The 17,836-nt window shown below is 63.3% G+C and carries 14 protein-coding genes; 4 read left to right on the forward strand and 10 right to left on the reverse strand.

Features of this window, described 5'->3' with window-relative positions; translation table 11 throughout:
• Window positions 1-9 precede the first annotated feature (9 nt).
• The gene (locus AC58EF_RS15190) at window positions 10-1,998 is read left to right on the forward strand and encodes an oxidoreductase (protein WP_497277204.1); all 1,989 of its coding nucleotides are present in this window, start codon (window positions 10-12) and stop codon (window positions 1,996-1,998) included.
• Window positions 1,992-2,954: a TauD/TfdA dioxygenase family protein gene (locus AC58EF_RS15195; RefSeq protein WP_497277205.1), complete on the forward strand. Its 963-nt coding sequence runs from the start codon at window positions 1,992-1,994 to the stop codon at window positions 2,952-2,954. Before AC58EF_RS15190 ends, AC58EF_RS15195 begins: the two co-directional genes overlap by 7 nt.
• A gap of 78 nt (window positions 2,955-3,032) precedes the next feature.
• On the opposite strand, the gene AC58EF_RS15200 is transcribed toward AC58EF_RS15195, so the two are convergent.
• The 3 genes from AC58EF_RS15200 to AC58EF_RS15210 form a co-directional block, all read right to left on the reverse strand.
• A complete protein-coding gene (locus AC58EF_RS15200; protein ID WP_497277206.1) occupies window positions 3,033-5,327 on the reverse strand; it encodes a TonB-dependent receptor in 2,295 nt (764 codons plus the stop codon).
• Between the two features lie 624 nt (window positions 5,328-5,951).
• Window positions 5,952-6,668 (reverse strand): EthD domain-containing protein, encoded by a 717-nt coding sequence (locus tag AC58EF_RS15205; protein ID WP_497277207.1) that lies wholly within the window; start codon window positions 6,666-6,668, stop codon window positions 5,952-5,954.
• A 15-nt stretch (window positions 6,669-6,683) separates the two neighbouring features.
• Window positions 6,684-7,445: an SDR family NAD(P)-dependent oxidoreductase gene (locus AC58EF_RS15210; RefSeq protein ID WP_497277208.1), complete on the reverse strand. Its 762-nt coding sequence runs from the start codon at window positions 7,443-7,445 to the stop codon at window positions 6,684-6,686.
• A 166-nt stretch (window positions 7,446-7,611) separates the two neighbouring features.
• Between AC58EF_RS15210 and AC58EF_RS15215 the strand changes: the two genes are divergently transcribed.
• Window positions 7,612-9,300: an FAD-binding protein gene (locus AC58EF_RS15215; RefSeq protein WP_497277209.1), complete on the forward strand. Its 1,689-nt coding sequence runs from the start codon at window positions 7,612-7,614 to the stop codon at window positions 9,298-9,300.
• Between the two features lie 67 nt (window positions 9,301-9,367).
• Here AC58EF_RS15215 and AC58EF_RS15220 read toward each other — a convergent pair whose 3' ends face one another.
• From AC58EF_RS15220 to AC58EF_RS15245, 6 genes are read right to left on the reverse strand one after another with little or no spacing between them, the layout of a single operon-like run.
• Window positions 9,368-10,120 (reverse strand): SDR family NAD(P)-dependent oxidoreductase, encoded by a 753-nt coding sequence (locus AC58EF_RS15220; RefSeq protein WP_497277210.1) that lies wholly within the window; start codon window positions 10,118-10,120, stop codon window positions 9,368-9,370.
• A complete protein-coding gene (locus AC58EF_RS15225) occupies window positions 10,117-11,244 on the reverse strand; it encodes a Gfo/Idh/MocA family protein (RefSeq protein WP_497277211.1) in 1,128 nt (375 codons plus the stop codon). Before AC58EF_RS15225 ends, AC58EF_RS15220 begins: the two co-directional genes overlap by 4 nt.
• On the reverse strand, window positions 11,241-12,095 hold the full coding sequence (locus tag AC58EF_RS15230; RefSeq protein WP_497277212.1) for a sugar phosphate isomerase/epimerase family protein: 855 nt from the start codon (window positions 12,093-12,095) through the stop codon (window positions 11,241-11,243). Before AC58EF_RS15230 ends, AC58EF_RS15225 begins: the two co-directional genes overlap by 4 nt.
• On the reverse strand, window positions 12,095-13,327 hold the full coding sequence (locus AC58EF_RS15235; RefSeq protein WP_497277214.1) for a DUF1214 domain-containing protein: 1,233 nt from the start codon (window positions 13,325-13,327) through the stop codon (window positions 12,095-12,097). Before AC58EF_RS15235 ends, AC58EF_RS15230 begins: the two co-directional genes overlap by 1 nt.
• Window positions 13,324-14,589 carry a sulfotransferase family protein gene (locus AC58EF_RS15240; protein ID WP_497277216.1) on the reverse strand — a complete coding sequence of 422 codons (1,266 nt, stop codon included), beginning with the start codon at window positions 14,587-14,589 and terminating at the stop codon, window positions 13,324-13,326. Before AC58EF_RS15240 ends, AC58EF_RS15235 begins: the two co-directional genes overlap by 4 nt.
• Window positions 14,586-15,629 carry a zinc-dependent alcohol dehydrogenase gene (locus tag AC58EF_RS15245; protein ID WP_497277218.1) on the reverse strand — a complete coding sequence of 348 codons (1,044 nt, stop codon included), beginning with the start codon at window positions 15,627-15,629 and terminating at the stop codon, window positions 14,586-14,588. The genes AC58EF_RS15240 and AC58EF_RS15245 overlap by 4 nt, the downstream gene beginning before the upstream one ends.
• A gap of 95 nt (window positions 15,630-15,724) precedes the next feature.
• Between AC58EF_RS15245 and AC58EF_RS15250 the strand changes: the two genes are divergently transcribed.
• Complete coding sequence (locus AC58EF_RS15250; RefSeq protein WP_497277219.1) at window positions 15,725-16,612, forward strand: helix-turn-helix transcriptional regulator; 888 nt, start codon at window positions 15,725-15,727, stop codon at window positions 16,610-16,612.
• Window positions 16,613-16,618: 6 nt separating this feature from the next.
• On the opposite strand, the gene AC58EF_RS15255 is transcribed toward AC58EF_RS15250, so the two are convergent.
• Window positions 16,619-17,761: a sulfotransferase family protein gene (locus AC58EF_RS15255; protein ID WP_497277220.1), complete on the reverse strand. Its 1,143-nt coding sequence runs from the start codon at window positions 17,759-17,761 to the stop codon at window positions 16,619-16,621.
• Window positions 17,762-17,836: the final 75 nt, after the last annotated feature.

Consider the following 17,836-nt stretch of genomic DNA (forward strand, 5'->3'; position numbering starts at 1 on the left):
AGAGAATATATGGCCTATCCGCGCCTGTTCGATCCGTTTCGGATCGGCAATATGCATCTCAAGAACCGCATCGCGATGGCGCCGATGGAAACCCATCTTGGCAGTCCCGACGGTTCGATCAACGCAGAGGTCATCGCTTATTATCGGGAGCGGGCAAGGGGCGGCGCGGGACTTATCATCACCGAGTTCACCTGCGTCGATGGAACCGACGGTTTCAGTTCCAATGTCCCGCAATTGCGGCTCGACCATGAACGATACAAGGCTGGCCACGCCCGGCTGGTGGCAGCGATCCACGCAGCGGGTGCAAGGGCGGTCATCCAGCTGTCCCATGCCGGGCGCCAGACCAAGGAAAGCGTGATCGGGACGACGCCGGTATCGGCGAGCGCCATCCCGCTCAACAGCGTCTATATGAGCACGACGCCGCGGCCGCTGGAGGATCATGAGATTCGCCGAATCATCGCCAGCTATGCCAATGCCGCGCGACTGGCCATGCTGGCCGATTATGACGGAGTGATGCTTCACGGCGCCCATGGCTATCTGCTGCAACAATTCATGTCGCCGCTGATGAATCATCGCGAGGATGAATGGGGCGGGGATTTCGAACGACGGCTGCGCTTCCCGCTGGAGGTGATCAAGGCGGTCAAGGCCCAACTCGGCGGCAAGCCGCTGCTCTACCGTCTCGCGGTGATGGACGGCGTCGAAGGCGGCCTCACCATCGAGGACAGCGAAAGGATCGCGCCGCTGCTGTGCGAGGCAGGGGTCGATGCGATCGACATTAGCTGGGGCTTTCTCGAAAGCGCGCACCTCATCCTGGAACCCATGTCGGTGGATGAGGGCGATCGCCTGCCCTATGCGCGGCGCATCCGTCGGGTAACGGGCAGGCCCGTCATCTGCGCGGGCGTGATGCGCTGGCCGGACAAATGCGAGCGGGCGGTGATCGACGGCGACACCGACATCGTGTCCATGGGGCGGGCGCTGCTCGCCGACCCGATGTGGCCGATCAAGGCACAGCGCGGTCAGGTGGATGACATTCGCCCTTGCACCTCCTGCAACTGGTGCATCCGCGAACTGGCGCAGAGCCGGTCGGTCGCCTGCGCTGAAAATCCGCGCTGCGGCAAGGAAAGCGAACCGGAGATCGAGCGCTTCGCGAGCGGCCTGCGCGCGATGGTGGTGGGATCGGGGCCGGGCGGCATGGCTGCCGCGTTGCTGCTTGACCAGGCCGGCTATGTAGTCTCGCTCTACGAAAAGCGGACGCAGCTTGGCGGCAATCTGATTACGTCCGCTGTCCCGCCCGGCAAGGAAAAGCTGTTCTGGTATCATCGCTTCCTGGTGAATCGGATCGAAAGGAGCAGGGTCAGGGTCCATAGGGGGAGGCTGGTCACGCGCGATCTGATCCTGTCGGAGCGGCCCGACGCCATCATCCTGGCGGGGGGATCGCGGCCGGCGCCCTTGGACCTCGCGGGCTGGGGCAATCTGCCGACCGTCCCAGCCTTCGAAGTGCTGATCGGCGAAGCCGTCATGCCCGCATCCTCGGCCGAACGGCCGATCGTCATCTATGGCGGCGGCGAAACCGGCGCCGAAACTGCGGAATATCTCGCCAGGGCCGGTCACCAGATTCTGCTGGTCACGCGGTCGGACAAGCGATTCCTCGCGCGCAATGCCGAAGCGCTGTATCGCGGAGCGCTGCTGCGGCGATTGCACAGCAACCCCGCCATCCGCATCATGGACCATAGCCGGCTGCACGCGATCGATGGCGAGCATGTCACGCTGGTCCAGGGCGACCGGATGATCGAACATCCCGCCGCGGCCGTCCTGCTCGCGCACGGCCTGGTGCCCGACACCGCGCTGGCGGAGGCGCTGTCGGGCATCGACATTCCGATGCTTTCGATCGGGGACGCCGTCCAGGTTGCCAGAATCGGGGAAGCGGTGCGTGATGCCTATCGCGCAGTCCATGACCTGCAACGCCTTACCATTCAGCCGGAGCCTATCGCATGTTGACCAAAACCACTCTGGAAGCCCGTCGTCTCGATGCGCCCTTCGGCGCCGAAATTGTCGGCGCCGATCTGGGCAAGCCGCTGGATGAGGCGACGACGCGCTTCATTCATGACGCATGGATCGAGCATGGCATCCTGCTCTTGCGCGGCGAGGATCAGGATGACGAAGCGCAGATGCGCCTCAGCACCGTCTTCGGCGAGATGGAGCCGGCCGCCACCGCCGATCTCAACGATCCGGTCAACAAATTCATGATGACGCTGGCCTATGACCCGGAAAATCCCACGGCCAAGCCCAACCCCTTCTACAAGGTCGACGGGATCGATCGTGCCGGATGGCTGGGATGGCACTGGGATCAGGCTTTCATGCCGACGATCGTGCGCGGCGCGGTGCTGCGGATGACGCTGCCGGCGCGTACCATGGGGGAAACCGGCTTCATCGACGCGATCCAGGCCTATGACCGCCTGCCCGATGCCATGAAGGCGCGCATCGCCGATCTGGAGGTCGTCTATGAATTCAACCCCGATTTCTGTTCGGGGCAGTTCGGCTTTCCCCGGGACATCCATCGGCTTGACATGGGCAAGGGGGCGGGCGCCCAATATGATTTTCCGCCGGTCGTCCATCCACTCGTCATCACGCAACGCGAAACGGGGCGAAAGGTGCTGAAGCTCTCGCCCATGCACGCGCGCTATGTGCTGGGGCTGGACGGGCGTGAAAGCGACTCCCTGTTGACGGAACTGGCGGCGCATCTGACCGATCCCGCCTTCGCCTATTTCCACAAATGGCAGAGGAACGACATGCTGGTCTGGGATAATTGGCGGATTATCCATTCTGCCAATGGCGTGCCGCTCGACTGCCCGCGCAGCGCCCGCCGGACGACGATCGCTGGCGACTACAAGGTCGGCCGTTATCTCGATCCGGCGCTCGATCGCGACAGGCATGTCAAGCGGCTGGTCGACTGAAACTTTCGGCTTCACGACAAGCAAAGAGCCGGGGCGCCTTATGGCGCCCCGGCTCCTCCCCAGGCAGATGGTCTGCTGTCAGAATTTATAGCCGACTTCCACGCCATACATGCGCGGTTCGCCATAGACGCTCGACTGGAAACCCAGGCCTTCGGCGATCAGGCCAAGGACGCCGATCCGATAGGTTTCGTTGAGCGCGTTGTTGACGAACGCCGCCACCGAGGCGCGCGAGCCGCCTATATTATTGAGTTCGGCGCGCAGATTGACCAACGAATAAGCTGGCTGCATCCCTTCCAATTCGAAGTCGTCGAGAAATATTTTACTGCGCCAGGTATAGTTCAGCACGAAGTTGAGTTCGCCCAACTTGTCGCTGACCGGCGGCGAAATGGTCGCCGTCGCGCCCAATTGATGCTTGGGAACGCCGCGCTGGGCGATTTCCGGCCCGATGGTGGAGGTCGCTGCGCCTTCCAGTATCTTGACCTTCGTGTAGGAATAGAAGCCGGTCAGCGAAAAGTTGTCGCCGCTGAATGTCGCCTCGAATTCGCCACCGGTGTTGCGCTGCTTTGCCGTATTGTCGATGACGGTGAAGACGTTTCCGTTCACGAAAGTCGCACGCTGTTTCTGAACATCGCTGCCGTCCTGACGGAACAATGCGGTGCTCGTGGTCAGCCGGCCTGCCCCCAGAGGCGTGTTCGTTTTCAGGCCGATTTCATATTCGTCGACAAATTCCGGCAGGAAAGGCGCCAGCGTCACATAGCTGGTGGCACGCGTCGAAAAACCGCCGGCGCGAAAACCGTGACGATAGGATGCATAGGCCGTGACATGCTGGTTGGGTTCATATTGGACCGTCGCGTCATAGGTCCATTCCTTGAACGACTTGCTGTTGGTGAAGGAGCATTGGCTGAGTGGAACCGTCTGCATTCCCGCCGTTGCAGCGTCGATATCGAACGAGCAGCGGCCCACTGTGCCGTCGGCATTGGGGCGATTGGGCTGGGACGGGGACACCGTGATCTTGCGCTTGTCATAATTGTAGCGCAGGCCGCCCGACAGGCTGAGCTGGTCCGTGATGTGGAACGTGCCTGCGACAAAGCCGGCGGCCGTGCGTGAATAGCCCTCGCCCGGATTGGCCGTCACGAACAGACCGGCGCTGGTCGTGCGTGCATTCATGCCCGCACCGATAATATTCAACTCCGGCAAGGTATTGGCAAGCGATCCGTCGATACCCTTTTCCTCGAAATAATAGGCGCCGATAATATATTCCAGCTTGTTATCGATCGCCTTGCCCTGAAGCTGCAATTCTTCGCTGATGTTGCGCGAACGCGAAAATTGATAGGGCGTGATCAGAAATGCCGGAATACCGTCATAATCCTGAACCTGATCGCGCCGAACCTTGCGATAGCCGAATATATTCTTCAGTGTGAGGTTATCGCTCAGATCCCAGGTCGTCTTGTTCGTTATCCCCCAGTTTTTGATGTTTTCATAAGGAGCGCCAAAAAAATCGAGGTTGCCGCCTTCGCCAGCCCCCAGGTTGAAGGTGAAGCGCTTGCTGCGAAACAGTTGCTGCGCTTCGGCGATCTGGGCGGGAATATTGGCGTCGATCAATCCGGCATTCCGCAGATTGACGTAATTGGACAATACCGACGGAAAGCTGGTGGCCGTCAGAAACGCCGCCGTTCCACTCTCCTTCGATTTATACCAGTCATACATGGTAAGCGATTCGAAACCGTCAAATGGCTGGATCAGAGCGGAAATACGGAACGTGTCGTAATTTTGGTCGTCATAGTCGCGGCCCGTGGTGATTTCATGCGCCCAGCCATCGCGCTCATGGGTTCTGCCGGCGAAGCGCAACGCAACCTTGTCGCCCAGCGGCACATTGACCATGCCGTACACATCCCACATATTGTAATTGCCATATTGGCCGCGCACTTCGCCGGCGAACTCTCCCAACTTGGGGTGGGCCGGCTCGACCAGCACGGCGCCGCCGGTCATGTTGCGGCCGAACAGCGTGCCCTGGACGCCCTTGAGAACCTGAACCGATTCCAGGTCGAAAAAGGCCTTGCCGAAACCATAGGGACGGGGCTGCACGACTTCAGCGAAATAGGTGCCGACGGGCGGATCGGTGAACAGCTGGGTTTCCTGCGTGCGCTGGCCGCGCAGCGAGAAGGCAACGGTGTTGCGCTGGCTCTGCGCGCTCGTGATCGACAGCGACGGCGTGCGATATTGAAGCCCCTGAACATCCGTGACCCCCGATTTGGTGAGCTGATCGCCGGACAAGGCCGAGACCGAAATCGGCACATCCTGAATCGATTCTTCTCGACGGCGAGCCGTGACGATGATGTCCGAAGGCGTCGCTGCCGCAGTATCGGCAGGCATTTGTTGAGCCCACGCATGTTGGCCCCATATGGCCGTGGAAATCAGGCACGACGAAAGCAATGCTGAATGAACGCGCATTTCAATACCTCTCCCCAATTGGTGACTTAGTCCCCATATCTTTCGGCCGTATTCGGCCTCCAATTATTCAACATATAGGAATAGTCGATTATGTAGAGAGAAGCGGCGTCAAGCGCGGCGACATATCGAGAATATGATGATGCGGACGCACGTTGACCCTGGCGCGAGAATCGCCCCGAATATTTTCTCCGGTCAATTTATGCAGTGAATCAATTATTTGTGGTGCGCGGCCAATGCCGACAATTTGAATTGAGCCCGAAGAAGGATCAGAGGGGTCGCCGGGTCTTGGCTGCCGAAATGCGCTTCGGATGGTCCCGACGGTGCATTTTAGGATATCTTGGCGGTCTGGAGCGTCTTCCAAGCGGAAGCCGTGCTTGGCAAGCGGCTTTGCGCACCTTCGTAATCAGACAAGCAAAATGAGAAGCGGGCGAGATATCCTGGCTAAAGCGCATTGTTCACGTTTGAACGGGCAATCGAACGATGCATATCGAGGACCATGCTTCCAGCGCGAGCACCGCGACAGCATTTTGGAGCGGTGATCCTCCTTCAATCGAGATGGTGGAAATCGAACTGCGACGTAGGAATGATGTCGATGCGTGCGAAGTCGATAAAGCCCGCGCAGCTGTCCATCATCGCCTCCAGATTGGCGGCTAGCTTCTCCGTATCGCCTACCGCATCGAAGAAGGCGCTTTGGTCCGTTATGGCCTCCAGTGCGAAACATTCTTCCACGAATGCGTCATAGGTGGGGGCATAGTCTGTCAGCGGCTTGACGATCAGGTTCTGGACATATTCGAAATTGGCCTGCGTCTCGATGGCTATGCGGGTATGGTGGGAATGCCAGTGGCTGATCGCCGCGTCGTGTGTCATGTCGGGGCGGAAGCTGATGAAACTGGCCTGGCTCCAGCCGGGACTGCGGCCGGGTTGGGCGGATGCGGAACGGGCCTCTGGGGCGATGATGGTCGACTCGCACACCAGCCATGCGGCGAAGCGCGCGCTGTGGGAAGCCAGCGCCGCATCCACTTCTCCCCGGAAGTGCCGGTTGCTCGAAGGCATCCAGAACTGCGCCACTGCCGCTTGCTGCGGCGCCTGCCAACGCTGGTTGAGCTGTTCAGCTGGCGCGACCATATCATCGCGCAGGTTGAGCCGGACATGGTGCGCGCCCGCCGCTCGCAATGCTTGCGGCAGGCTGGCGAGGATGCGCGCGCCATAGGCTTTGTGACTCTCTCCTTCGGGCGCCCACAGGGCGGCGACAATTTTTTCCATTTTTCCTTGCCTTCTTCAGCCGAAATTGGCCTGTCCGCCATCGAGCGGGATGGTCGCGCCGGTCAGATAGAAAAGGTCCGCCCCGCACAGCGCGACGATGGCGCGGCCGATATCCTCCTCCAGCCGGCCGACGCGGCCCAGCGGAATGGTGCGGAAAAAGGCTTCCGCCTCATCCGGATTATTCTCGATCCACCATTTCAGGCCGGGCGATTCGGCGTGCGGGGCGATGGTGAGAACGCGGATATTCTCCCGCCCCCATTCGGATGCGGCGGCGCGGGTGAGCGCGCGGGTCGCCTGCTTGATCGCGCCATAGCAGCCATAAGTCGCCATGTCCCACCGAATGCCTGCGGAAGAGGCGAAGTTGAAGATGGTGCCGCCGCCGCGCTGCGTCATATGGGGATGAACCAGTTTCATCAGGCGGAAGGCGGCAAGCGGGCCGGATTCGAAGCCTGCGGTAAAAGCATCGTCCGATACCTCGTCGATCAGGCCCAGCGGCACTTCCTGCGCATTGTTGACGAGGATGTCGACACCGCCCAGATCGCGCACGGCAATATCGACCGCCCGGGCGAGATCACCGGCGTCCTTGACGTTGCAGGCGACCGGGATGGCGCGCACGCCGCGTTCCGTCGCCAGTCGCGCCGTCTGTTCCACCTTGTCCAATGTGCGTCCGGCCAGCAGCAGATCGACACCCTCGCTGGCCAGCGCGAGCGCGATTCCCTGTCCAATGCCTTGCCCCGCCCCGGTAATCAGGGCAACCTTGCCTTTCAATGCCGACATCACTCGCCCCTTTTCATTCATCGTAGAATATTTGGCATCATCCTACGCATGAAGTTGACTTTTCGGCAAGTATGATATCATTCTGCGTTTATATTATGCGAGGGGAATGGGGTGCGTGCCTGTCCTCGATCCCGCGCGGCAGGACAGGATTTGGAAACGAATACGCATGAACAACTGGGACAAGCAAGTCGACATACTCGTGGTGGGATCGGGCGCGGGCGGCATGGTATCGGCACTGGTCGGCGCCCATAACCGCGCCGACGTGCTGATCGTGGAAAAGGCCGATCTGTGGGGCGGCACGTCGGCGACGTCGGGCGGCGGCATCTGGATTCCGGGCAGCGATCCGGCGAAGGCCGCGGGGTTTGAGGATGATCTGGACGACGCCTTTACCTATCTGCGCGCGCTGTCGGCCGACAATGTGCCCGATGCGAATATCCGCGCCTATGTCGATAACGCCGCGCCGATGCTGCGCTGGGTGATGGCGAATACGCCGGTGCAATATCTGGCCTTCCCTTATCCCGACTATCATGCCGAAAATCCGGGCGGGTCGGCGCAAGGATTCCGCACGCACCTGCCGATGCCGCTCGACGGCAAGCCGCTGGGCGCCGACATTCGCACGCTGCGCTTTGCCTCCCCCGCGGCCAGCCTGTTCGGCTATCTGAACTGGCATTTCAGCGAGACTTATGAGCTGCTCTACCGAAGCAAGGGGTGGATCAGGAATCTGGTCGTCAACATGGGCAGATATTGGCTGGACCTGCCCTTCCGCCTGACATCACGCAAGGACCGGCGGCTGACGCTGGGCAATGCGCTGACCGGCGGATTGCGGATGTCGCTCAACCGGCAGGGCGTGCCGCTCTGGCTGGAAACGCCGCTCAAGGAACTGGTGCGTGAAGGCGGCGCGGTCATCGGCGCGGTCGTGGAGAAGGACGGCAAGCCCTATCGCATCGGCGTGCGCCAGGGCGTGGTGCTGGCGGCCGGCGGCTTTGACAAGAATCAGGCGATGCGGGACGGCAACGCACCGCTCTATCCTGCGGCGCGCTATTCGGGCGGCGTGACCAGCAATACCGGCGACAGCATCCGCGCGGGCGAGGGCGTCGGCGCGGGGACAATGAACATGCAGTCAGCCTGGGCCGCGCCGGTCTTTTACGTGCCGGGCGAGGATCGCGGGCGGCTCTGCACCGTTGAGCGCGCGCTGCCGGGCTGCATCATGGTGAACCAGCGGGGCGAGCGCTATCTCAATGAAGCGGCCTCCTATCATATCGTCGGGCAACAGATGGCCCGGCGTCAGGCCGAGCATGGCGACGCCGGGCCGAGCTGGATGATCTTCGACCATGACTATCGGCATAATTTCCCGATGGGGCCGCTCTATCCACTGATGCCGACCTTTCTCCATAACAGGGCGGTGCGCGGCATCGTGAAACAGGGCCGCTCGATCGAGGCTCTGGCGCAGCGGATCGGCATGGACCCGGCGGCGCTGGCGGCGACCGTGGCCCGCTTCAACAGTCATGCGGCAAGGGGGGAGGACCCCGAATTTCATCGGGGCGAGGCCGCCTATGACAAAATGTATGGCGATCCGCGCCATGGCCCCAACCCCTGTCTGCGCCCGCTCGACAAGGGGCCATATTATGCGATGCCGATCTATCCGGGCGACATCGGGACCAATGGAGGGCTGCGGACCAACGCCCATGCGCAGGTGGTCGATGCAGAGGGTGAAGCCATTGCCGGCCTCTACGCCGTGGGCAATAATGCCGCATCGGCGATGGGCGAAAGCTACCCCGGCGCGGGTGTGACGATCGGGCCGGCCATGACCTTCGGCTATGTCGCGGCGCGGCACATGACCGGCGGCAACGCCTGACCGGAACGCAAAAAGGGGGGAGAAGGGAATGTGCCCTCTCCCCCCATGTTTCGGCAAACTCCCTGATCTATCCCGACACCGTATAGCCCCCATCGACCGCCAATGTCTGGCCGGTGATCCAGGCGGCGGCGGGGCTGGACAGGAACAGGATCGCGCCGGCTATATCCTCCGGCTCGCCCAGCCGGCCGAGCGGGGTTCGCGCCAGGGTCGGCGCGGTCCATTCTTCCTGCGCAAAGGTGCCCGTCGTCATCCGGCTGCGGGTGACGCCCGCCGCGACGGCGTTGACCCGGACATTGCGCGGTCCCCATTCCACCGCCAGCGTGCGCGTGAGGCCGAGCAGGCCGGTCTTGGCCGCGCCATAGCCGGGCACGATCGGGATGCCGAAGAAGCTGCTCATCGACGCGATGCCGATCACCGATGCGCCGCCCTCGATCGTGCTGGCCGCCAGCAGGTCGACGGTGCGCCGCGCCATGCGGAATGCGCCGACCAGCAGCATGTTGACCGCGCGGGCGAAGACATCCGGCTCATATTCGTCGAGACCCAGGCTGGGCAGCGCCAGCCCCGCATTGTTGACGAGGATGTCGAGCCGAGGGAGGGCGGCCGCCACCGCATCGATGCTGGCGCCATCCTCCATATCCATGCGCAGATAGCGATAGCCACCAAGGTCGGCATCATAATCGGACGCGCTCCCGCGCGTGCCGGTCACGGTCACGATGGCGCCGGCATCGCGATAGGCGGCGGCGGTCGCGGCGCCGATGCCGCTGGTTCCGCCCGTCACCAGCACATGGGCACCGGCATAGTCGTGGGTGATGCGGTTCATGGCTTTTCGACCTTCACCCAGCATCCTTGCGCGGCAGATCGGTATGCTGCGTCCAGCACCGCCTGTCCGGCCGCGGCGTCATGGAAATCGCCCGCCGGATCGGGCAGGGGCGGCGGGCGTCCCTCGATCTTTGCCTTCATCTGCGCGAACAGCTTGGCATAGGGCGCGACGTCGAAGCCCTGCGTATGCCAGCGGTCCATTTCGGTCTGGATCAGCTCCGTGATCCCGAAGGGTTCGGGCGCGCGATTGACCAGTTCAGGCGGCATGGCGATTTGTCGCGTGCCGTCTGCATTCTTGACCCAGACTTGTTCGGGATCGCCAAAGGCTGCGCCGGACTGAATCCAGGCCGCGCCTTGCGTGCCCGCCACCTTGGTCGCCATGATGAAAGGGCCGGGGAAGGCCATCGCCGCCTCGATCACGCCGCGGCAGCCGGTTTCGGTGACGAACTGGACATTATAATAGTCATCCGACGTCATGGCCGGGCGGCTGGTGGACAATTTGCGCAGGATGGCGCTGACGGCCACAATCTCTCCCACGGTCGAGTGGACCTGATCGATCATGTGCGTGCCGAAGGCGCCCAGAAAGCCGCCGCCCTGCGCCGCATCGATCCACCAGTCGGCCAGCGGTTCCTCTTCGTCCTCGCCGGGCTGCTGATAGAGGCGACTGAACATCAGCGGATCGCCGATCATCCCATCCTTCACCACACGGCGCAGCAGCGCCTGCGCGCTGTCGAAGCGGAATTCGGCGCCCAGCGCATGGACGACGCCTGCCTTCTCCGCCGCCGTCAGCATATCGCGGGCCTGCGCCAGATCCTTGGCAAAGGGCTTTTCGCACATCACCGCGCGACCGGCGGCGATGGCCTGCATGACCGGCGCATAATGGGCGTGGGGCGGGGTGGCGACGGTGACGAGCCGGATGGCCGGATCATCGGCCAGCACCTGTTCCAGATTGTCCGATGCGACCGGGATGTTCAGGGGCGCGGCACGCCGGGCCGTGCGTTCGCGGTTGCGGCCCACGATCGCGCGCACCTCTATCCCGGCGTCGCGCAGTGCGCGAACATGGGTGAAGAGGCCGAAGCCCGTTCCCACGACCGCAGCGCCCATGGGGTGTCCTTCCTTGCTCATACTTGCATCCTTGCCTGCTGGATGATGGCATGGGTCGCGCCGGGCCAGTGCCGGATGACCTCCGCCATCGGTTTCGTTGCAGTTTCGCCGGAGAAAATCTCGACCGACACCGGCGCAGTGCAACCGATGGCGTCCAGCGTGCGCAGCCAGCCGATCAGGTCGAGATCGCCTTCTCCGGGCAGTAACCGCGCGCTCATCGTCTCCTGCATCAGATCGGCGCCGGGCGTTACCGGGGCGTCGTTGATCTGCACGCTATGGACCCGATCCCCCGCTATGGTGGCCAGCAGGTCCAGCGATGACCCGCTGCGAAAGAAATGCCAGCTGTCGAGGGTAAGGCCGCCATTGGGCCTGTCCGCCGCCTGCACGACCGCCCAGGCGCTCGCCAGATCGGGAATGCCGCCAAAGGGCAGGAACTCGATATGGGCCTTGATGCCCCAATCCGCCGCCAGATCACAGAGGCGGGCGAAGCCTTCCGCCAACTCGTCTAGCGAAGACGTGACGCCCATCATCTCGACCACTGTGACGGATGGCGCGCCGATGCGCGCCGCCGTCTCGATCGCGCGTTCGGGGGTGAGCGATCGCAGCAGCGCGGCCATGGGCTTGTCGTTGTCCGCCCTTCGGTGCGAGGGCAGCCAACAGCCGATGCAATCGACTTCCATGATGGCCAGGCCCTCATCCCTGATGCGCGCGCCGATGTCGGCGGCGAGCATTCCCGTCGCCGCCAGGGCGTCGACGTCATCAGGCGTCAGCGACAGACCGCGGAACCCCGTATCGCGCGCGGGCGCAAGCCGGTCGAGCAGCGGCACATGGAGGAAGGGCGCGCTGGACAGCCCAAGATCGGTGGAAAGCATCAGTCCACGAACCGACCGGTATCGATCGCGTCGGCCGGATCGAGCGCGGCGACGCCCTCCCGCTCCAGCTGGTCGAGGGACAGACGCCACAACCGGACCGGCGGCGTCGCCTGCGTCTGGATGAAGCGCAGCCCCCATTGCCCCTTGTCATGGCCGAAGCTGTTGACCCAGTTGCCGCCCGCACCGGGATCGCGCTCGGCGATCAGGATGCGGACCCGGCCATCCGGTTCGGCGACGAAGCGGCTGTTGTTCACCCAGCCATTGCCGTCTTCGAACGTGTCGAGATTTTCCTGCCAGATGTTGCAGATCTGGAAGTTCCAATATTCGCAGGGCGGGGGCGTGAACTCCAGCACCAGCGCCTCGTCCAGCCTCTTTGCCCAACCGCCAAAGGCGACATGGCGATCGGGCACGCCGCCGTTGGAGAGATATTGCGCGCGGCTATAATCCAGCCGGTTGATCCTGGCGGAAAAATTGCCCTGCGTGCCCTGCCACCAGTTGCGGACCAGCTCCGCATAACCCAGCACGCCCTGCGCCGCCCAGGCGAGGTTGTTCGCCATCAGTGCCGGCGTGATCGGTTCGGGCGCCGCGCCGTCCATCCGTTCGATTGTCAGGATGGGCGCGGTCTGGGTGGCGCGGTCGCTCCATACAAGGCGGATGAGGATGCAGTTGGTGTCGGGCGCCAGCTTCAGCCAGTTCTTGCCCGGTCCGGGATCGTCCTGTGACAGGATGATCTCGAACCGGCCATCGTCCGCGATGACCATCTGCTGGCTGGCCAGGAAGCCCGTGGTCTTGAGGTTCGACGGATCGAAATCCTTGAGGCCATCCCGCCCCAGCGATGCCCAGTCCTGCGCGCCCGGTTCGGCAGGCGCGGGCGCGGTCAGCACCGCCGTCACGAAATAGGGGATGGTCCCGCGCGTGCCGGTGATGCGGTAATCGCGGGCCTCGTCGAACTGGCACATCAGATGGTCCTGATCGACCGTCTGGAAATTGATCGACTGGCGCCAGACCATGTCGCGCAGCCGGGGCCGGGTCGGCTCGGCATTTTCCACCAGCCGTTCCAGCCCGGACCGTGTCAGGCGGCTGAGAAAGCGGTAGAATTCGGCGCGGTCGAGGTCGGAGGGCTGGTCGCCATAATGGTCGATCATGCGGCCCGCGATTTTCAGCGTCTCGCAGAAATCCTCCCATGCCGTGCCGGAAAGCAGGCGCTGAGCGGCCTTGTCGCGCGCGGTCATGCGTCCTTCTCCTGTCTGACGGGGAAGCGGTCGTAATAAAAGGCGAAGCGGTCGCGCAGCGCCGCTACATCGACGTCGAACACGCCTTCCAGATCGTAGATCACCCGGCCTTGGGCATGGCGCGGATTATGCGCGAGATAGCCGAGCAGGGCGCTTTCGGCCTCCGTCGTCAGCGGCAGGCCGGCGAGGTCGTAGATGCGCCGCATCGTGCCGGTCTGATCGGCCATATAATCGTGGAACGGCAGGTCGATCGACTGGTCCGGTCCCCATGCCGCGCGCTGTTCGATGCAGGCGCGCAGCAGCCGTTCGATCCGCGCGATCCAGTGCCGCGCCAGCCCCGGCGGGTCGACCGGATCGCGGCGGATGCGGTCGCCATAGCTCAGCATCGTGGTCAGCGATCGCAACACCGCCACCGGGTCGCGATGGGTTATGACCAGCGTGGCGTCCGGGAAGGCCGCCTTCAACGGCGCCAGATTCTCCATATGCTGCGGCGATTTCAGGATCCAGCGATTGGGGCCGCGGAACCAGGTCAGCACCTGGAGCACCTTTTTTTCGTACAGATAGCTTCGAGTGCGATCATGCGCGAAATAATGGTCGATCCAGCGCGGCAGGCGTGTCTGGAATTCCCAGCTATAGCAATTGATATCCATGTAGAGCAGTTCATTATCCTCATGGATCGAACTGGCTTCCATGCCGTGCATCGCCGTCATGTGCGGCAGCATGGATTCGAAATGGCCCCAGAATTCGGCGCTGCGCCGGACGCGGGGGTCCATCTCCCCCGGCGCGGCGGGCGGCGCACTCGGCACCGGCTCCTCCGATTCCCACAGGCTGAGCGATCGCAGCCGTTCGTCGCGCGCCAGCCAGTTGACCAGATGGGTCGTCCCCGATCGCGGCAGTCCGGCGATGATGAGCGGCTTTTTGATCGGGATATCCAGAATTTCGGGATGCCGCTTCACCAGATCCTCGATGCGCAGCCGATTGGCCATCACCCGGATGGCATGATCGATGATGGTGATGCGCCCGCCGCGCGTCAGCCCGTCATCCTCCGTCAGCGCGTGTAGCACCACGGCCAGCCGCTCGCGAAAGCCAGTATCCTCGCCGAAATCGGTGAGGCCGCCGGTCAGATCGGTGGCGCGGGAAAGAATGGCGTCCACGCCCATATGCTCGTCAAAATCCGCTGGTCCCCGGCGCGCTGCGATGATGGCGGGCGTCAGGCGCGGTTGCGCGAGATCGTCGATGATGATGTCCTGCGGCGCGCTCATGCGGCCTCCTCTGCAAATGTCAGCATGACCTTGGCCGACCGGTCCGGGTCAGCCGCGACCGCCAGCGCGGTATGAAAGTCGCTGAAGGCGAACTGATGGTTGACGAGCGGGGCCAGATCGGCGCTGGGCTGGGCGATCATGGCCAGCGCCTCGGCAAATTCGGCCGCTCGGTCGACGGCGATCGACCCGCACAACTGGATTTCGTTGGCCATTATTCGCCACAGATCGATCGGGACGGGCTTTTTATACAGGGCGACGATGGCGATGCGCGCGCGATAGGGCGCGATGCCCAGCGCTTCGGTCAGCGCCGCGGGCGCGCCGGCGCAGTCGACAAAGACATTGGTGCCGACAAAGCGCGCGCCGAACCGCTCGCCGCCGCCATGGCTGCGGCTGAGCGCGTCGGTCATGCTTTCCGTCGCGACATTGCAGGCCAGGGTGGCGCCCAGCGCGCGGGCGCGCTCCAGCCGGCTGTCCGCCCGATCAAAAATCGCGATGTCGGTCACGCCCCTATGGCGCAGCATCGCGACGGTGCAGAGGCCGATCGGTCCCGCGCCCAGTATCGCGACCTTGTCCCCTGGTCCGACATGCATGATCTTCAGCGCGTGGAGGCCGACCGACAGCGGCTCGGCCAGTGCGGCCTGTGCAAAGCCGACGGTTTCGGGCAGGGGAAAGAGGGTTTCACCGATGCGCGCGTCCCGCACCAGGATGAAGGGCGCCATCGCGCCGTCCGGGCCGCCGCCGCCGATAAAGCCATGGTCGGGATTGACCGCGACACGCAGGCCGATCGCCAGCCCTTCGACGCCGCCGCCGATCGCTTCTATGGTGCCGGCAAATTCATGGCCGATCGGCAGGGGTTCCCGCAACGGTTCGACCCCGCCCAGACCGCCCTGCGCGATATAGCCAAGATCGCTGCCGCAAATGCCGCAGGCTGCGATCCGGACCAGCACCTCGCCCGCGCCGGGACGGGGTATCGCCACCTCGTCCAGTCGGACATCGCCCGGACCATATATGCGGGCCAGCCGCATCGTGCCGCTTTCCATCCTCTCCATCCTTCAATTATTGCGTTGTTGATGGCGGTATATATTACGCAAATCCAGAGCTTGTTCTGTCGTCCCCGTGTGATTATCGTTTGGATGTGACGCAAAATATCCCGACCGATCTGCGCACGGCGCCTTCGTCCCCTGTCCCGCGCTGGACGGTGCTGGCGGCGGCGGACAGTTCCGCTGCGCGCGTCGAACTGCGCCGCTATGAATTGCCGCGTCCCAATGAGATGTGGGAACTGGACGATGCGCCGATCCTGTCCGTCACCATGCCCCGCGCGGAAGGGACGCAAGGCGAGATCATGTTCGACCTGGGCGACCGGCGACGGCATCGGGTCGGCCGCCTGATGTTGCGGCCGGGCGGCATTGCCATGCATTCGCGCGGGGATGGCGGCGTGCTGGAAATATTGACCTGTCGCTTCGATCCGGTGCGCTTCGCGTGCGCGACCGGCCTGTCCGAATGGGACAGCCGGCGGCTCAGTCGCTGCGCCGCGATCACCTCACCGGCCATCATGGTGCTGGCGGATCGGCTGAAGCAGGAAACCGTGTCGCCCGGTTTCGGATCGGCCATGGCGATCGACGCGCTGATTCACTTGCTCATGGTGGATCTGGGGCGCATGTTCCGGCGCACGCGACCGGCCGATACGGCGCAGGGCGGGCTTGCTCCGTGGCAACTGGCGCGGATTGAGAACGCATTGCGCACCAGCGACGGGGAATGGCCGACGACGCAGGCGCTGGCGGCGCTATGCGGAATCAGCCGTTCGCATCTTTCCCGCTCCTTCGCGACGACGACCGGGGCGGCCCTGTCCGATCATGCCGCGACCATTCGGCTCGAACGGGCGCAGGACATGATCCGCGCGGGCGCCTTGCCGATGAACCGGATTGCGCAGACGCTGGGCTTTGCGACCGCCAGCGCCTTCAGCGCGGCCTTTCGCCGCGCGACCGGCCTCACTCCGCGCCAGTTCCGGCAGGGCTTTCATTGACGCGCCTCAGAGGATGTAGCGTTCCCGATAACCGGCGAAGGCGCGCTTGATCGCTTCCTCGTCCAGCCCGAACCGTTCCGGCGCATAGTCGTGCATCGGACGCTGTTCACGTCCGTTGCCCGCGAGAAATTCGGTCAGGGCCGCTTCCAGCCGGTCGTCGATTGCAATGCCGATGCGGGACAAAACCCTTTGCGCCTGCGCCATTGGATCGCGGCCGACTTCACGATAGTCGATGTCGATGAAGCGATGCTCGCCGATGCGCGCGCGAGCGGCTTCGAACATCTGCATCCATTCGGTGAGGCGTGACAGCCAGAATGCGCCGACATCGCTATCGCTCACCGTCGCGCTCAACTTGTAGAGCGCCGCCTGCATGGACACATAGGACGGCACCGTTTGCAACGGATCGCGATGCGTCATGATCAGCAGCGCATCGGGAAAGGCGTTTGCAGCCAGTTCCGCATAGGGCATGTTGGACGGGCTTTTGAGGATCCATTTCGCGCCGCGCCGTGACGGGTCCTGCCATTGCAGATATTGGAGGATCGTTTTCAAATCCTCATGGCCCCGCGACTGGTCGTAGCCGTTCAGCCAGCGGGTGAAACCGGGCACGAAGTTCATCCCCTCCACCATGGTGCTGACGAACATTTGGCCCAGCACCAATATTTCCTCATCCGGCGCGTCGGGATCGAGCGGGTGGATGGAGGCGAGTTCGGGCGCCAGTTGCAGCCAGCCGTCGATCATCGCCTGCGCATAGGCGCGACGCTCGACCGGATTGCCGCGTTCCTCTCCGGGGAAGGGCGCAAAATTTTGCGCCTCATACCAACGCAAGCCGGTCATGCCCGGCGCGCTGGCCAGCAGCCGCTGAAAAATCGTGCTGCCGGTGCGCGGCAGGCCCAGGATGATGCCCGCGACCTCGACCTGTTCGTCCAGTATCTCAGGGTGACGCTTGATGTCATCGACCATCCGCAGGCGGCTGACCAGCCCCTTGACGATCACTTCGGTGGTGGAATCGCGACCGGCCGGCGTCAACCGGCCTTCGCCATTGGACGATTCCAGATAGCGATCCATCGGTTCGAGAAACCAGAGGTCGCCGAAATCGTCGAGCCCCGCCCGGTCCCGTGCCTGTTGCAGCAGGGTTTCGCGGTCAAGCATGAATATGTCCTTCTCCCAGTTCACCCTGCCCGATCGGCTTATTGCGTATCAACTTACGTAATATTATATGCATAT

Source organism: Sphingobium sp. WR1 (assembly GCF_059693745.1).

Coding starts and splice junctions, on each gene's coding strand:
- AC58EF_RS15190 (WP_497277204.1), top strand. CDS start 10: ATGGCCTATCCGCGCCTGTTCGATCCGTTTCGGATCGGCAATATGCAT.
- AC58EF_RS15195 (WP_497277205.1), top strand. CDS start 1,992: ATGTTGACCAAAACCACTCTGGAAGCCCGTCGTCTCGATGCGCCCTTC.
- AC58EF_RS15200 (WP_497277206.1), bottom strand. CDS start 5,327: ATGCCTGCCGATACTGCGGCAGCGACGCCTTCGGACATCATCGTCACG.
- AC58EF_RS15205 (WP_497277207.1), bottom strand. CDS start 6,668: ATGGAAAAAATTGTCGCCGCCCTGTGGGCGCCCGAAGGAGAGAGTCAC.
- AC58EF_RS15210 (WP_497277208.1), bottom strand. CDS start 7,445: ATGTCGGCATTGAAAGGCAAGGTTGCCCTGATTACCGGGGCGGGGCAA.
- AC58EF_RS15215 (WP_497277209.1), top strand. CDS start 7,612: ATGAACAACTGGGACAAGCAAGTCGACATACTCGTGGTGGGATCGGGC.
- AC58EF_RS15220 (WP_497277210.1), bottom strand. CDS start 10,120: ATGAACCGCATCACCCACGACTATGCCGGTGCCCATGTGCTGGTGACG.
- AC58EF_RS15225 (WP_497277211.1), bottom strand. CDS start 11,244: ATGAGCAAGGAAGGACACCCCATGGGCGCTGCGGTCGTGGGAACGGGC.
- AC58EF_RS15230 (WP_497277212.1), bottom strand. CDS start 12,095: ATGCTTTCCACCGATCTTGGGCTGTCCAGCGCGCCCTTCCTCCATGTG.
- AC58EF_RS15235 (WP_497277214.1), bottom strand. CDS start 13,327: ATGACCGCGCGCGACAAGGCCGCTCAGCGCCTGCTTTCCGGCACGGCA.
- AC58EF_RS15240 (WP_497277216.1), bottom strand. CDS start 14,589: ATGAGCGCGCCGCAGGACATCATCATCGACGATCTCGCGCAACCGCGC.
- AC58EF_RS15245 (WP_497277218.1), bottom strand. CDS start 15,629: ATGGAAAGCGGCACGATGCGGCTGGCCCGCATATATGGTCCGGGCGAT.
- AC58EF_RS15255 (WP_497277220.1), bottom strand. CDS start 17,761: ATGCTTGACCGCGAAACCCTGCTGCAACAGGCACGGGACCGGGCGGGG.